18 protein-coding genes are annotated in these 14580 nt (G+C 54.1%); 3 read left to right on the top strand and 15 right to left on the bottom strand.

The window, feature by feature from the left end:
- The first annotated feature begins 625 nt into the window (after positions 1-625).
- Positions 626-1273 (top strand): nitrate/nitrite response regulator protein NarP, encoded by a 648-nt coding sequence (gene narP / locus A7098_RS20800; RefSeq protein WP_010348111.1) that lies wholly within the window; start codon positions 626-628, stop codon positions 1271-1273.
- 213 nt (positions 1274-1486) lie between these two features.
- Here the strand turns inward: narP and ccmH are convergent, their stop codons facing one another.
- The 15 genes from ccmH to napF are packed head-to-tail and all read right to left on the bottom strand — an operon-like array spanning position 1487 to position 13626.
- Complete coding sequence (gene ccmH / locus A7098_RS20795; RefSeq protein WP_105281383.1) at positions 1487-2539, bottom strand: cytochrome c-type biogenesis thiol:disulfide oxidoreductase CcmH; 1053 nt, start codon at positions 2537-2539, stop codon at positions 1487-1489.
- Positions 2536-3093 carry a thiol:disulfide interchange protein DsbE gene (dsbE, locus tag A7098_RS20790; protein ID WP_000824453.1) on the bottom strand — a complete coding sequence of 186 codons (558 nt, stop codon included), beginning with the start codon at positions 3091-3093 and terminating at the stop codon, positions 2536-2538. The genes ccmH and dsbE overlap by 4 nt, the downstream gene beginning before the upstream one ends.
- Positions 3090-5033 carry a cytochrome c-type biogenesis heme lyase CcmF gene (gene ccmF, locus A7098_RS20785; protein WP_105281382.1) on the bottom strand — a complete coding sequence of 648 codons (1944 nt, stop codon included), beginning with the start codon at positions 5031-5033 and terminating at the stop codon, positions 3090-3092. Before ccmF ends, dsbE begins: the two co-directional genes overlap by 4 nt.
- Entirely contained in the window at positions 5030-5509 is a 480-nt protein-coding gene (gene ccmE, locus A7098_RS20780; protein ID WP_001026418.1) for a cytochrome c maturation protein CcmE, read from the bottom strand. Before ccmE ends, ccmF begins: the two co-directional genes overlap by 4 nt.
- Complete coding sequence (ccmD, locus tag A7098_RS20775; protein WP_000186540.1) at positions 5506-5715, bottom strand: heme exporter protein CcmD; 210 nt, start codon at positions 5713-5715, stop codon at positions 5506-5508. The genes ccmE and ccmD overlap by 4 nt, the downstream gene beginning before the upstream one ends.
- Positions 5712-6449 (bottom strand): heme exporter protein CcmC, encoded by a 738-nt coding sequence (gene ccmC / locus A7098_RS20770; RefSeq protein ID WP_001295447.1) that lies wholly within the window; start codon positions 6447-6449, stop codon positions 5712-5714. Before ccmC ends, ccmD begins: the two co-directional genes overlap by 4 nt.
- A 41-nt stretch (positions 6450-6490) precedes the next feature.
- Positions 6491-7153, bottom strand: a complete 663-nt coding sequence (gene ccmB, locus A7098_RS20765) for a heme exporter protein CcmB (RefSeq protein WP_000971739.1) — start codon at positions 7151-7153, stop codon at positions 6491-6493.
- The gene (ccmA, locus tag A7098_RS20760) at positions 7150-7773 is read right to left on the bottom strand and encodes a cytochrome c biogenesis heme-transporting ATPase CcmA (RefSeq protein ID WP_077693946.1); all 624 of its coding nucleotides are present in this window, start codon (positions 7771-7773) and stop codon (positions 7150-7152) included. Before ccmA ends, ccmB begins: the two co-directional genes overlap by 4 nt.
- A 12-nt stretch (positions 7774-7785) precedes the next feature.
- On the bottom strand, positions 7786-8388 hold the full coding sequence (gene napC / locus A7098_RS20755; protein WP_000528377.1) for a cytochrome c-type protein NapC: 603 nt from the start codon (positions 8386-8388) through the stop codon (positions 7786-7788).
- A 9-nt stretch (positions 8389-8397) separates the two neighbouring features.
- Complete coding sequence (gene napB / locus A7098_RS20750; RefSeq protein ID WP_000835177.1) at positions 8398-8847, bottom strand: nitrate reductase cytochrome c-type subunit; 450 nt, start codon at positions 8845-8847, stop codon at positions 8398-8400.
- Positions 8844-9707 carry a quinol dehydrogenase ferredoxin subunit NapH gene (gene napH / locus A7098_RS20745; RefSeq protein ID WP_000013499.1) on the bottom strand — a complete coding sequence of 288 codons (864 nt, stop codon included), beginning with the start codon at positions 9705-9707 and terminating at the stop codon, positions 8844-8846. The genes napB and napH overlap by 4 nt, the downstream gene beginning before the upstream one ends.
- A complete protein-coding gene (napG, locus tag A7098_RS20740; RefSeq protein ID WP_105281381.1) occupies positions 9694-10389 on the bottom strand; it encodes a ferredoxin-type protein NapG in 696 nt (231 codons plus the stop codon). The genes napH and napG overlap by 14 nt, the downstream gene beginning before the upstream one ends.
- Positions 10390-10395: 6 nt before the next feature.
- Positions 10396-12882 carry a periplasmic nitrate reductase subunit alpha gene (gene napA / locus A7098_RS20735; protein WP_000778067.1) on the bottom strand — a complete coding sequence of 829 codons (2487 nt, stop codon included), beginning with the start codon at positions 12880-12882 and terminating at the stop codon, positions 10396-10398.
- Positions 12879-13142 (bottom strand): chaperone NapD, encoded by a 264-nt coding sequence (napD, locus tag A7098_RS20730; RefSeq protein WP_000557378.1) that lies wholly within the window; start codon positions 13140-13142, stop codon positions 12879-12881. The genes napA and napD overlap by 4 nt, the downstream gene beginning before the upstream one ends.
- Positions 13132-13626, bottom strand: a complete 495-nt coding sequence (napF, locus tag A7098_RS20725) for a ferredoxin-type protein NapF (RefSeq protein WP_039020508.1) — start codon at positions 13624-13626, stop codon at positions 13132-13134. The genes napD and napF overlap by 11 nt, the downstream gene beginning before the upstream one ends.
- A gap of 108 nt (positions 13627-13734) precedes the next feature.
- Here napF and A7098_RS23880 point away from each other — a divergent pair, with 108 nt between their 5' ends.
- Together A7098_RS23880 and eco are read left to right on the top strand one after the other, a co-directional pair.
- Positions 13735-13899, top strand: a complete 165-nt coding sequence (locus tag A7098_RS23880; protein ID WP_021551082.1) for a hypothetical protein — start codon at positions 13735-13737, stop codon at positions 13897-13899.
- Between the two features lie 132 nt (positions 13900-14031).
- Positions 14032-14520 carry a serine protease inhibitor ecotin gene (eco, locus tag A7098_RS20715; protein WP_032225728.1) on the top strand — a complete coding sequence of 163 codons (489 nt, stop codon included), beginning with the start codon at positions 14032-14034 and terminating at the stop codon, positions 14518-14520.
- The last annotated feature ends 60 nt before the right edge of the window (positions 14521-14580 follow it).

The following is a 14580-nucleotide window of genomic DNA, read 5'->3' as shown; positions in this document are numbered from 1 at the left end:
ACCTAATTTATTTCTAACAAAATCAATTTGTTAGGTTTCAATGGGACAGGTGGGACGGGTGGGACGGGTGGTTTTGTATATATATACGAAAAATTGCATTCAGGAGGGGGGCGAAATTCCTGCAATCCATTACTTATGGAACTGTCCGCCCCGTCAAATTTTTACGCCCGCGCAATTAAAAAAATGCGTCACGCAGGTGGGCATGATGCCGATATGCTTGTCGGGTTCAGCTTTTTAAGGCGGCTGTAGATGTCAGGTTATCCGTGCTCATCCACCAGCCAGCTTCATAGCGGATAGCCGGAAAATGGTAACGGTTAAAGCTGTACATTTTTGCAGCAAATCATTTTAGTTATACGTTTAGATATACGATTTCAAAACCCAATTAATCTACATCTTTAAAATCATGCAGTTACAGAATCAATTAAACTACTCTCGTGCGACCAAAAATCCCAAGAAAACCAACCTTTACGGTTGGTTTTTTTATATCCACAGCATTGTCTTGCTACCCTCACTTGCAGTTTTACTACATGCCCATACATAAAATGGGGTAACATTCACGCGCCTGGTAGCGTTACCAACGCTACGCTCAAACATAATGATTCTAATAAAACCTCAGGAGACTACTATGCCTGAAGCAACGCCTTTTCAGGTGATGATTGTGGATGATCATCCACTTATGCGACGCGGTGTTCGTCAGTTACTGGAGCTTGATCCTGGTTTTGAAGTGGTCGCCGAAGCAGGCGACGGCGCTAGTGCTATCGATCTGGCTAATCGACTGGATATCGACGTTATCTTGCTGGATCTCAATATGAAAGGTATGAGTGGCCTGGATACCCTCAATGCCTTGCGCAGGGATGGCGTTACCGCGCAAATTATTATCCTGACCGTATCAGATGCCTCCAGCGATGTCTTTGCACTGATAGACGCAGGCGCAGACGGCTATCTGCTAAAAGACAGCGACCCGGAAGTATTGCTGGAAGCAATTCGCGCCGGAGCAAAAGGCAGCAAAGTCTTTAGCGAACGCGTCAATCAGTACTTGCGCGAACGTGAAATGTTCGGTGCGGAAGAAGATCCCTTCAGCGTGCTGACGGAGCGTGAGCTGGATGTTCTGCACGAGCTGGCGCAAGGGCTGTCGAATAAGCAAATTGCCTCGGTGTTGAATATTTCTGAGCAGACGGTAAAAGTGCACATTCGCAATCTGCTGCGTAAACTCAATGTCCGCTCACGCGTGGCGGCCACCATTCTGTTCCTGCAACAACGCGGGACACAATAAAAAAATAGCCCGATGGATTTATCATCGGGCTGAGATTGATGACAAACGCAAAACTGCCTGATGCGCTATGCTTATCAGGCCTACGCAGATCGAGCAATGTATTGAATTTGCACGATTTTGTAGGCCGAATAAGGCGATCACGCCGCATCCGGCATAAACATAGCGCACGTTGTCATCCGCCTGGCTCCAATGGCGTCACCATCGGGCTTCTTCTTACTTACTCTCCTGCGGCGACAAATGCTGCATCGCCTGCGCGATACTGCGCTCAATCACCGCACGGCGAGTATCGTTGGCAGGTAAGAGTTTCAACATCATCTCCCACGCGGCAACGGCTTCGCCAAATCGCTGCTGCTCAAAGGCGTTAAACGCATACATGCTCAGCACGCGAATATTGCTGTGGTCACTTCTCACCAGTTGACGCAACAACTCGCCGCCCAGGCGGTTATCGTTGGGGTCAGAAGAACGCGTTAACGCCTCCGCGTAACCTAGCGCAGCATCACTGTTTTTCGGATCGAGGCGATACGCAGTGGCATATGCATCGGTCGCGATACTGGCGTTACCCAGCGCCATCCCAACGCGACCCAACATAATCCAGCCTTCAATATCTCCTGGATTTTTTTGCAGTTGAGTACGCATTCCCAGCGCAAGACGTGACATCTCTTCTTCGTTGAGCGGATCGGCTTTCGGATCGAGCGCCCTGTCCAGCAACGTCGGAGCCTGCGCCGTGGCCTGCTGCCAGATTTTCACCTGCTGATAATTGCCAGTCTGGTAGTAGCTGACGCCAGCTACAATTAACGCCACCACAATACCCGGCAGATAAACAACATATCCGGCACGCTTACCTTCCGGCACGCTTTGTTCAGGAAACTCCTCCTGCGCCACATGCACCCGACGCCGCGAGCGGGAGTAAATCACCCAGCCGCCGATACCAATAGCGACAACTGGCAGCACCCACAGCAGCACGGTCAGCGGCGTTAATGGCGGATCGTAAGTGACGAAGTTGCCGTAACGCGCCACCATATAATCAACAATCTCTTTCTTGCTTTTACCTTCCTGCATCAGTTCATACACTTTCTGGCGCAGGTCAGTGGCAATCATCGAGTTGGAATCGGCAATACTGTTGTTCTGGCATTTCGGGCAGCGCAGTTCTTCCGTGAGCTGGCGGAACTGCTGTTCCTGTGCTTCATCTTTAAACTGCAACACGTCGATGGTCGCCAGCGCCGAGCCGGAGATCATCAGCATCAGCACGCCCAATAAAAACCTCATTGTGCGGCCTCCTTACTGTATTTCTCCCACAGCGGCTTGATCTCTTCTTCCCAGACGCGAGGATTGAGATCGCCCGCATGGCGATAGCGAATGATGCCGTTGCCATCGATGAGAAACGTTTCTGGCGCGCCATACACGCCAAGATCCAACCCTAACATGCCGTCACCGTCAAACAGACTTAACGCGTAAGGATTGCCCAGTTCTTTCAGCCAGCTAATTGCTTTCTGCCTGTCGTCTTTATAGTTCATACCCACCACGCGGATGCCCTGCGCAGAAAGCTGATTCAGATATTGATGTTCCGCACGGCAGGTCGGGCACCAGGTCGCCCAGACGTTGAGCAGCACCGGTTTGCCCTGGGTCAGCACATCTGCCTGATAAAACTGCCCCGGATTGTCCAGTGATTCGAGGCGAAACGTCGGCACTGGCTTGCCAATGAGCGCCGATTCCAGATTGGTCGGATCATCCCCTTCGGCATTACGCGCCAGCTGCCACAGCAATGCTGCGGCAATCGCCAGGAAGATAATCAAAGGAATTAACAATACTTTGCGCTTCATACAGCCTCCGGCGCAGTTTTTTGCGGGTTCACGCGCTTGCGATAGCAAGGATCAAACAGGCACAGCAGCCCGCCCAACGCCATCATCAGCCCGCCCGCCCAGATCCAGCGAACAAACGGTTTGTAGTAAAGACGCACGGCCCACGCGCCGTTTTCCAGCTCTTCACCGAGCGCGGCGTACAGGTCACGCGTGATGCCGCCGTCAATCGCCGCTTCGGTCATCATCGACCCGGCAGTGTTGTAATAACGTTTTTCCGCATACAGCACTGTTTCCGGTTTACCCTCTCGCGTTACGCCGATAGTCGCCACACCGCCACGCCAGTTCGGGCCAGTCACCTCTTTGACATCACGGAAGGTGAAGCGATATTCATGAATATCGACGCTATCGCCGGACTTCATGCGCACATCACGCTCAACGCTATAGTTCTGGCTAAAAGCAATGCCAACAATTGTCACTGCCAGCCCCAGGTGAGCCGCCACCATCCCCCAATAACTGAAGGTGGTTTTCGTGCCGCGTGAAATACGCAGCGCAGCTTCCGCAATTGCCAGCACCGCAATCCAGCAGGCCATTGCCAGGCCGAGCACCGTCATCGCCACAACTTTGCTCTCAAACAGCCACGGCAACAGCAGAGACAGCACCAGCGTTGAGATGAAGGCGATAATCAATAAATTGCGGATCTTGCGTGGGCGATCGCGCCCCCAGCGCACCAGAGGACCGACACCAAGCAGTAGCGCAAACGGCACCATCAGCCAGGTAAACATGGTGTTGAAGAACGGTTCGCCAATCGAAATACTGCCCAGTCCCAGTTGCTTGTGCACCAGCGGCAGCAGCGTCCCCAGCAACACCACCAGCATCGCGGCGACCAGCAAAACGTTGTTCGCTAACAGCAAAGATTCCCGCGACCACAGCGCATTGTTTACGCGTGAGCGAACTTTGTGTCCACGCGCGGCAAACAGCAGCAGCGAACCGCCAATCACCAGCACCATAAAGGCGAGGATAAACATACCGCGCGCCGGATCAGACGCAAACGCGTGTACCGATACCAGCACGCCGGAACGCACGAGGAAAGTCCCCAACAGACACAACGAGAAGGCACTGATTGCCAGCAGTAATGTCCACGCTTTGAAGCTGGCGCGTTGTTCAGTGACCGCCAGTGAGTGCATCAGCGCAGTACCCACCAACCACGGCATAAATGAGGCGTTTTCTACCGGATCCCAGAACCACCAGCCGCCCCAGCCGAGTTCGTAATAGGCCCATGCGGAACCAAGCACAATGCCGAGCGTCAGGAAGATCCACGCCGCCAGCGTCCACGGACGGGTAAAGCGTGCGTAAGTGCTGTCCAGACGCCCACTCAGCAAAGAAGCAATGGCAAAAGCAAACGCCACCGAGAAACCGACGTAGCCCATATAGAGCAGAGGCGGATGGAAGATCAGCCCCGGATCCTGCAACAGTGGGTTAAGATCGCGCCCTTCAATCGGGAAGTTCGGCAGCGTGCGGGAGAACGGGTTTGAGGTAAAGAGAATGAACAGCAAAAATCCGACGCTAACCATCCCCATTATCGCCAGTACGCGAGCAACAATATCCAGCGGAATACGCTGGCTAAAAATCGCTACCGCAAACGTCCAGCCGCTCATCAGCAACACCCACAGCAGCAGTGAACCTTCATGCGCGCCCCAGGTCGCCGCCACGCGATACCATACCGGAAGCTGGGTATTCGAGTTGCTGGCAACATAGGTGACGGTAAAGTCGTTGACCACGAAAGCATTGACCAGCACCAGAAATGCGCCAGCCACAGTCATGAACAGTAGCCAGGCAAACAAGCGGGAAGACGCCATCATGCGCGCATCTCCGCGCGCCACGCCCCATAACGGATACACGGACAGCAGCAGCGCAATTCCTAGCGCCAGGCACAGCAGCCCGTTACCAATTTCTGGCATCATGATGCTGGATCCTTATAAACACTCGCCGGGCGACGGTGATTCGCTTCCATCGCTTTTTCGACTTCTGGCGGCGTATAGTTTTCATCGTGTTTCGCCAGCACTTCTTTCGCGAGGATATGATTGCCTTTTTCCAGTTCGCCCTGCACCACAACGCCCTGCCCTTCACGGAACAGATCCGGCAAAATGCCTTCGTAAGAGACATCCACTGAGCCTTCAGCGTCGTAAATGGTGAACGTTACTTTCAGCGAATTGGGATCGCGCTGCACGCTCCCCGGCATCACCATTCCGCCGACGCGCAGGCGCTGCCCGACTTCCGGCATCTGTTGGGTTTCACGTTTGCCGTAGAGAATCTCCCCCGGCGTATAAAAAAGATCGATATTCGAGCGCAGCGCATACAGCACCAGGCCAATCGTCAGCGCCAGCCCCGCCAGCACGGCACAGGCAATCCACAAGCGGTTTTTACGGCGAATATTCATGCAGCCTCCTGCTGTTGCGCAGCACGTAAACGCGCCTCACGCGCCCGCTGTTGCGCCACGCCACGCAGAATTGCGCGATGCTGCATCACCGAGTGCACGACCAAAACCACCAGCGGAATAACGGTCATCACCACCGCCAGCCAGACAAAAAAGGCGTAACCGCCCATTGCGAAAAATTCATTCCAGGAAGCAAATGCAGGGGTCATTTACGGCCTCTTTTCAGTATCAGTTCACTCACCCACGGACGGCGTTTTTCCATCAGCAAAATCAAATTACGCATCCGCATCAGCGTCAGCGTGGCAGACAGGAGCAGGAAGCCAAAAATCGACCAGCGCAGCGGTGAACGCATCGCCGGATCGATACTTTGCTGCATCCGCGTTGATCCCTGATGCAGAGTGTTCCACCACTCCACGGAGTAATGAATAATCGGCAGATTCACCACGCCAATCAGCACCAGAATACCTGCCGCACGGCCTGCCAGACGCCGGTCGTCGAAGGCGTGCCACAGGGCAATCACACCCACATACAAAAACAGCAGCACCAGTTCAGAAGTCAGGCGTGCGTCCCATACCCACCAGGTGCCCCACATCGGTTTTCCCCACGCAGAACCGGTGACCAGGGCAATAAAGGTAAACACGGCACCAATGGGCGCCATCGCCGCCACCGCCAGGTTGGCCATTTTCATCTGCCAGACCAGACCGATAAACGCGGCCACCGCCATTGAGGCATAAATCCCCATTGACCAGATCGCCGCAGGTACATGCAGATAGATAATGCGGTAGCTATTTCCCTGTTGATAATCAGCGGGGGCAAAGCCGAATCCCCAGATCCAGCCGACGGTAAGCACAACCACACTGGCGATTGCCAGCCACGGTATAAACCAGCCACAGATTTGGTACAGCCGTGGTGGGATCGCCAGTTGATGCAGTGTTTTCCACATAGTTTCGATACCAGACTTGAACAAAAATCAGTAATCCAGCGTTATTGAATGCTGATTCTTAACGCTGCCGCCGTCGCAAAAGGACTTAATGTCGCGGTGCCTGCCAGCAACGCGCCTAAAATTGCCAGATACCCGTCAACGGGCAAATGCATCGAAGCCGCGTCCATCGCGGCGGTGGCAAAGATGAGTAATGGGATAGTCAGCGGTAACACCAGAATGCTCAGTAGCACGCCGCCGCGCTTAAGTCCCACCGTCAGTGCCACGCCAGGTGCGCCGAGAAAGCCAAGCGTTGGGGTTCCCAGCAGCAGCGTCAGCGCCATCACTTGCCAGCCATAAACGTCCATTCCCAGTAGCAATGCCACCAGAGGCGAGAGGATGAGTAACGGCAGACCGGTTACCATCCAGTGCGCCATCACCTTCGCCAGCACAACGGCAGGCAAGGGTAACGGCAACAACATCAATTGTTCAAGACTGCCGTCCTGCAAATCGTCACGGAACAGTCGCTCCAGCGCCAGCAGTGAAGAAAGCAGCGCCGCAACCCAGATAACCCCCGGTGCAATACGCGCCAGCAGCTGCGGCTCCGGGCCAATACTGAGCGGAAAAAGGGTAATAACAATCAGGAAGAACCACAGCGGATTAGCGATTTCGGCGCTATGGCGAAACGCCACGCGCAGCTCAAGACGGAAAATGCGCCAGAACATCATGCGCCCCTCGTTTGCGTCAGCGAAATGCGGCGAATTTTACTTTCAGCAACGTTGAGTGGCTGGTGGGTAGTCAGAATCACAATCCCCCCCTGCTCCGTATGCTGCGCCATTCGCTGGGTCAGACGATCGACGCCGTTAACGTCAATCGCGGTAAAAGGTTCGTCGAGGATCCATAACGTGGCACGGGTCAACCACAGACGCGCTAAAGCGACGCGGCGTTGTTGCCCGGCAGAAAGTTGATTTACCGGAATATCTTCGAATCCGGCAAGCCCGGCCTGCGCCAGAGCTTCCAGACATTGTGCGGTATCACCATCGCGATGATAAAAGTGCAGATTTTCTAACGCCGTCAGCCGGGTTTTGATCCCCGGCTGATGGCCTATCCATAACAGGTTTTGATGGTAGCTGTCGCGTACCTGATGCAAGGGCTGCCCTTGCCAGAGAACGTCACCCGCATCAGGGCGAGACAATCCCGTCAGCAAACGGAGAAGTGTTGTCTTCCCCGCGCCGTTGCTGCCGGTGATTTGTACCCACTCTCCTGCGTTCAGCGTAAATGACAAACCACTAAATAAGGTTCGTTCATCCCGCTCGCAAAGTAATTCTCTGGCTTCAAGCATACCCACGCAATAACCCTGTTAAAAACCTGTCTCGACTTCGCGCATATCGGGCAGCTTGTGCGCTATCCCTTTATGGCAATCAATACAGGTTTGCCCATCTTTCACCGCCTGGTCATGCATCTTCGCGGCAACCGATTTCTGGGCGGTTGTATCCATATACTCGAAGTTGTGACAGTTACGGCACTCCTGCGAGTTATTGTCCTTCATGCGCCGCCACTCATTCTGTGCCATCGTCAGGCGATGAGCTTCAAATTTCTGCGGCGTGTCAATAACGCCAAAAATTTTACCATACAGCTCTTTACTTGCTTTGAGCTTGCGTATCATCTTCGGCACAAACTCGTGCGGAACGTGACAATCCGGGCAGGTCGCACGCACGCCGCTACGGTTGTTGTAGTGCACGGAATCCATGTATTCCTGATACACCGTGTTACGCATTTCGTGGCAGCTAATGCAGAACTCTTCGGTGTTGGCTTTTTCCATACCGGTGTTAAAGCCGCCCCAGAAGACGATGCCGCCGACAAAACCGATCAACAGCAGCGTCCCCAGCGCCAGACGGCTGGGGGTACGCCACCATTTCCACAGGCGCTTAATCAGACCAGGCTTACGGTCAGAATTTCCCATAATAACCTCTTATTTCCCGTAACCTTTTGATGGGGTAAAGGTATTCCCCACGATTGGCGCGGTATCGGCCTGCGGCACGTGACATTGCAGACAGAAGTAACGACGCGGAGCCACTTCTGCGCCCACTTTGCCGTCGCTGTCCATAAAGTGAGTAGGACTGATACGCGGCGCGCCAGTGGTGCGATAACTTTCGACACCGTGGCACTGCAAGCAGCGGTTGGTATTGGTCGTTACCTGATAACCTTCAACGCTATGCGGGATCATTGGCGGCTGATTCACATAGTTCAGCGGCATTCGTTCCTGCTCTTTTGGCATCCGAATGGCCCCTTCCTGCGTCCCGGATACTTCCGGCGACTGGCTAAAATCGACGCCATTAGCCGCCCAAACTGCGCCGCTCACCACCAGGGCCAGCATCGCCGTCCATTGACACAGCGCCTTCTTCAGGTCATGGCTTTTCATGATTTCGCTCCCGAACTCCATCGTGTAGTTATTGTAAATACATCCTCAGAACAGACATCCACGCAGCGACCGCACGTCATGCAATCGCGGCTGGTGACCTGCACCGGGCTTTGTTCATCCAGCACCGGGGCACGTAGCACATGCGGTTCCGGGCAAACATGAAAACAATCCATACAACGGTTACATTTCTGCCGATCGGTGGCCGCAACGGTAATCACACCTTTGCTACCCAGCACGCCATACAGTGCACCAACCGGACAAATGTGCCCGCACCAGCCGTGTTCAACGACCAGTAGATCAAATAAAAACAGCGCGAGAATAAGCAGCGCGCCGCTACCGAAGCCCATTACCAGGCTACGCCCCATCAGGGAAACGGGGTTGATCCATTCCCAGATGAGCGTGCCAGTTAAGGCCGATCCCACCAGAATGATCACCAACAGCACGTAGCGAATGTGGCGAGGGATCGTCGCAGACTGATTGAGGTCAAATCGTCTGCGTAACCAGTTCGCTAAATCGGTAATTGGGTTCAGCGGGCAGACCCAACTGCAAAATAATCGCTTTCCTGCCAGGGCGTAGAGCACGGTGATAATTACCGCACCGGTCAACGCCACCGTGGCAGGCAGATGACCGCTGGCAAGACTTTGCAGCGTCATCAGCGGATCGGTCAGCGGAACGGTGTCGAATAACAGGCTACTGCTGTAGTTGCCGTGCAAAATCCACACACCAAACCACGGGCCACTCAAAAACATCCCCAGCACGAAGAACTGACAAAGGCGACGTAACACCAGCCAACGGTGACTGCGCCACCAGCCTTTTTTCTCCAGCGCCTCGCGCCCGGCGTCACGTTTACGATTTGCCATTGTTCCCCTCCAGCCAGCCGAAGCGGTAATGGTGACCTAACTCCCCTTTCGCCAGTGACAGCGGTAACACCTTGATTGCCGGTTGTTCCAGCACGCACACTTTTTCGCACTTACCGCAACCGGTACAGGCGTCGCTGTGAACCGTCGGCAGAAAGCGGGCGTGCTTACCGGTACGCGTGTTGCGCTCCAGCTCCAGGGTGATGGCCTCATCAATTTTCGGGCATTCGCGATAACAAACATCGCAGCGCAGCCCCTGAAAGTTGAGGCAGTTCTCCTGATCCACCAACACCGCCAGCCCCATTCGCGCGTCGTCGATCGATTCGATCTCACGATCCAGCGCACCGCTCGGGCACACTTTGGCGCACGGAATGTCCTCACACATTTCGCAAGGAATTTCCCGTGCGACAAAATATGGCGTTCCCGCCGACAGGCCAGAAGCCAGCGTCGCCAGTTTTAAGGTGTCGTAAGGGCAAGCCTGAACACACTGACCGCAACGCACACAGGCACTGGCAAAGGCGTTCTCGTTTATGGCTCCGGGCGGGCGCAACCGCACGCCAGATGCACGTGCGGTTTGCTGTTGTAACCCCAGCGCCACACCCACGGCAGCCAGCCCGCCTGCTGTGCGAACAACATCGCGCAGAAAGCGGCGGCGACCATTTTGAGGTTTCGCTGACCGGGACATAATGGCTTACACCTTCTCCAGTTTGACCGCGCACTTCTTGAAGTCCGTCTCTTTCGAGAGCGGATCGGTCGCATCCAGCGTCAGTTTGTTAACCAGCTGTGCGGCGTCGAAGAACGGCATGTACACCAGGCCCTGCGGCGGACGGTTACGACCGCGCGTTTCAACAATCGAGATCACTTCGCCACGGCGAGAAACCACTTTCACTTTGTCGCCACGGCGCAGATCGCGCGCTTTCGCATCCAACGGGTGAATAAACAGGACCGCTTCCGGGAAGGCGCGGTGCAGTTCTGGTACACGGCGAGTCATACTGCCGGTGTGCCAGTGCTCCAGAACGCGTCCGGTAGAGAGCCACAGGTCGTACTCTTCATCCGGTGCTTCCGCCGCCGGTTCGAACGGCAGTGCGAAGATCACCGCTTTGCCATCCGGTTTACCGTAGAACTTATAGCCTTCGCCCGCTTTCACGTACGGGTCGTTACCTTCGCTGTAACGCCACTGCGTTTCTTTACCGTTCACCACCGGCCAGCGCAGACCGCGCGCTTTGTGGTAGTCATCGAACGGTGCCAGATCGTGACCGTGACCGCGACCAAACCATGCGTACTCTTCGAACAGCCCTTTTTGCAGATAGAAGCCCAGCTCGCGGGATTCATCGTTCAGCTGATCTTCCGCCAGTTCGGATACCGGGAATTTGCTCACTTCCGGGGTGGCATACAGAACTTCGTACAGCGTTTTGCCACGCAGTTCCGGTTTCTTCGCCAGCAGCTCTTCCGGCCATACTTCTTCAGTTTTGAAGCGGCGGGAGAACTGGACTAACTGCCAGAGATCCGATTTCGCTTCGCCCGGTGCCTGTACCTGCTGACGCCAGAACTGAGTACGGCGTTCGGCATTACCGTAAGCGCCCTCTTTCTCTACCCACATTGCAGTCGGCAGGATCAAGTCGGCGGCCAGCGCACTGACTGTCGGATACGGATCGGAGACGATGATGAAGTTGCGCGGATCGCGCCAGCCCGGCATACGCTCTTCATTAATGTTCGGCCCGGCCTGCATGTTGTTGGTACACATGGTCCAGTAAACATTCAGCTTGCCGTCTTTCAGCGCACGGTCTTGTGCCACCGCGTGCAGACCGATTTTCGCCGGAATGGTGCCGCTCGGGATATTCCACTTCTTCTCGCAGATATCACGGTGTTTCTCGTTAGTCACCACCATGTCCGCAGGCAGACGGTGAGCAAAGGTGCCCACTTCACGCGCAGTACCACACGCGGAAGGCTGCCCGGTCAGGGAGAACGGACCGCAACCCGGCTGGGAAATTTTGCCGGTCAGCAGGTGCAGGTTGTAGACCAGGTTGTTGGCCCACACGCCACGAGTATGCTGGTTGAAGCCCATCGTCCAGTAGGAGATGACTTTCTTGTTCGGATCGGCATACAGCTGCGCCAGTTGTTCTAACTGGTCTTTCGGCACGCCGGTCATTTCGGCAGTTTTTTCCAGCGTATACTCAGCAACGAAGGCTTTGTAATCTTCAAAGCTCATTGGTTCGGAGGCGTCAGAACCTGGATTCTTCGCTGCTTTTTCCAGCGGATGGGTCGGACGTAAACCGTAGCCGATGTCCGTCGCCCCTTTACGCAGATTAACGTGTTTGCTGAAGAAGTCCTGATTTATCGCATTGTTTTGAATGATATAGTTGGCGATGTAGTTCAGGATCACCAGGTCAGACTGTGGCGTAAAGATGATGCCGTTATCCGCCAGCTCGAAGCTACGATGCTGGTAGGTAGAAAGCACCGCTACGGTGACGTTCTGATTAGAGAGACGACGGTTAGTGATGCGCGACCAGAGGATCGGGTGCATCTCCGCCATGTTTGCGCCCCACAGCACAAACGCGTCAGCCTGCTCGATGTCGTCATAGCAGCCCATCGGCTCATCCATACCAAAGGTACGCATAAAGCCAACTACTGCCGACGCCATACAGTGACGCGCGTTCGGGTCGATGTTGTTCGAACGAAAGCCCGCTTTGAACAACTTGGAGGCGGCATAACCTTCCCAGATAGTCCATTGACCAGAACCGAACATACCGATCGATTCCGGCCCTTTTTCTTTCAGGGCGGTTTTGAATTTCTCTTCCATCACATCGAAGGCTTGATCCCAGGTGATTGGGGTAAATTCGCCTTCTTTGTCATATTTACCGTTTTTCATACGCAGCAGCGGCTGCGTCAAACGGTCTTTACCGTACATGATTTTGGGCAGGAAATAGCCCTTAATGCAGTTCAGGCCACGGTTAACCGGTGCGTCCGGGTCGCCCTGACAGGCCACCACACGCCCCTGCTGCGTTCCGACCAGAACGCCGCAACCAGTACCACAGAAACGGCACGGCGCTTTATCCCATTTAATGGCTTCCTGCTGACCAACAACGGCGCGGGCAACGCCCGGCACGCTGAGACCGGCAGCCGCCGCAGCGGCCGCAACGGCGTTAGCTTTCATAAAGCTACGACGACTGAGTTTCATGGTGTTTCCTCACCTTGCTCTTCCTGCTGGTGATAAACCAGCGACACCGCCAGCACGCCCTCTACGTTGCGTACTGACTCAATGGTTTGGATCAGCGTTTCGCTGTCTTCTGCTTCCACCACCACAATCAACTGACCGCTCGGCGCGTCGCTGACAGCAACTTCACAGCCGGGAAAGGCGTTCAGTTGGGTGCTGATGTCTGAAATTCGTTCGCTTTTGGCCTGCACGACCAGGCTGCAAACTTGCCAGTTAGTGTGCATGGAGATACTCCGCAGTTATGGCTGATACCGGACAGCTGGCTGCACATGCTCCACATCCGTTGCAAAGTTGGCTATTAAGTTGCGGCTGGTAGATCCCGGAGAGCGTCGGGCGAAAGATAATTGCCATTGGCTCACAGCTATCCTGACAGCGGCGGCATTCAACTGACTGATACGCCAGGCACGCCTCCCCGATGGTGAACAGCAAATCCCAGGCCCTGGTGTGGCGCGGAGAAAATAGCGATTCGGGGCAAGCCTGCGCGCAGGCGTAACAGAAGCTGCACTCGTTATTTTTGAAATTAACGCTCGGATAGCCACCCGCGCCGCGTTGCAGAATGTTGTTTTCACAAGCATTAATACAGGCGTCGCAGCGGGTGCAATAGGTCAGAAAATGAGATTCATCACCGGACCAGGGCGGACGGATACCGTTACTGGCTTTGCGCCAGCGACCAGTGAGTATGCCCCGACGGGATGCATCAATCTTCACATTGACCTTCCATCATTAACGCGCTCTGAAAACTGAGAGCGACCAAATAAACCGCATAATTAATAAGCCATTTTTATAGCCGCTAAGATATTAAAGGATGTGTCAAAGATGCATACCCCGATCGGGGTAAAACCTGTAGCAGGATCAAAAGAGTGGTGGGAAGAGTGGCAAAAACGGGCTTTTGCTCACATTTCAAATGGTTATAAACATATTTATATAGCGATTAATTCACCAGAAATATTTCTCCAGGCTTCTCCATTCATCAGAATTTAACACTAAAATGGCAGGTAAAATTGTCTGAATATTCTTTAGGTTATTCATAAAGCAAATTAATAAATCTGATGAATATGTTAACCTTCAGCGACATCATCGGTGAAAACCTATAAATGAAGAAGGAAAGCAAAAATGAAGACCATTCTACCTGCAGTATTGTTTGCCGCTTTCGCTACCACCTCCGCCTGGGCGGCAGAGAGTGTCCAGCCACTGGAGAAAGTAGCGCCTTATCCACAAGCTGAAAAAGGCATGAAGCGTCAGGTGATTCAGTTAACTCCGCAAGAAGATGAATCTACCCTGAAAGTAGAACTGTTAATCGGTCAGACGCTGGAAGTCGATTGCAATTTGCATCGTCTCGGCGGGAAGCTGGAAAGCAAAACGCTGGAAGGCTGGGGCTATGATTATTATGTCTTTGATAAAGTAAGCTCCCCGGTTTCGACGATGATGGCCTGCCCGGATGGCAAGAAAGAGAAGAAATTTGTCACCGCGTATCTGGGCGATGCTGGAATGCTGCGTTACAACAGTAAGCTGCCGATCGTGGTGTATACGCCAGACAATGTGGATGTGAAATACCGCATTTGGAAGGCGGAAGAGAAAATTGACAACGCGGTAGTTCGCTAAACTGCTGTGAGGTGCGGCACCCCGTAGGCCGAATAAGACGGTTACGCCACATCCGGCATA

This window comes from Escherichia sp. MOD1-EC7011, from assembly GCF_002965005.1.
GTDB classification, from domain to species: domain Bacteria; phylum Pseudomonadota; class Gammaproteobacteria; order Enterobacterales; family Enterobacteriaceae; genus Escherichia; species Escherichia ruysiae.
This window is presented reverse-complemented; position numbering and strand designations above follow the sequence as displayed.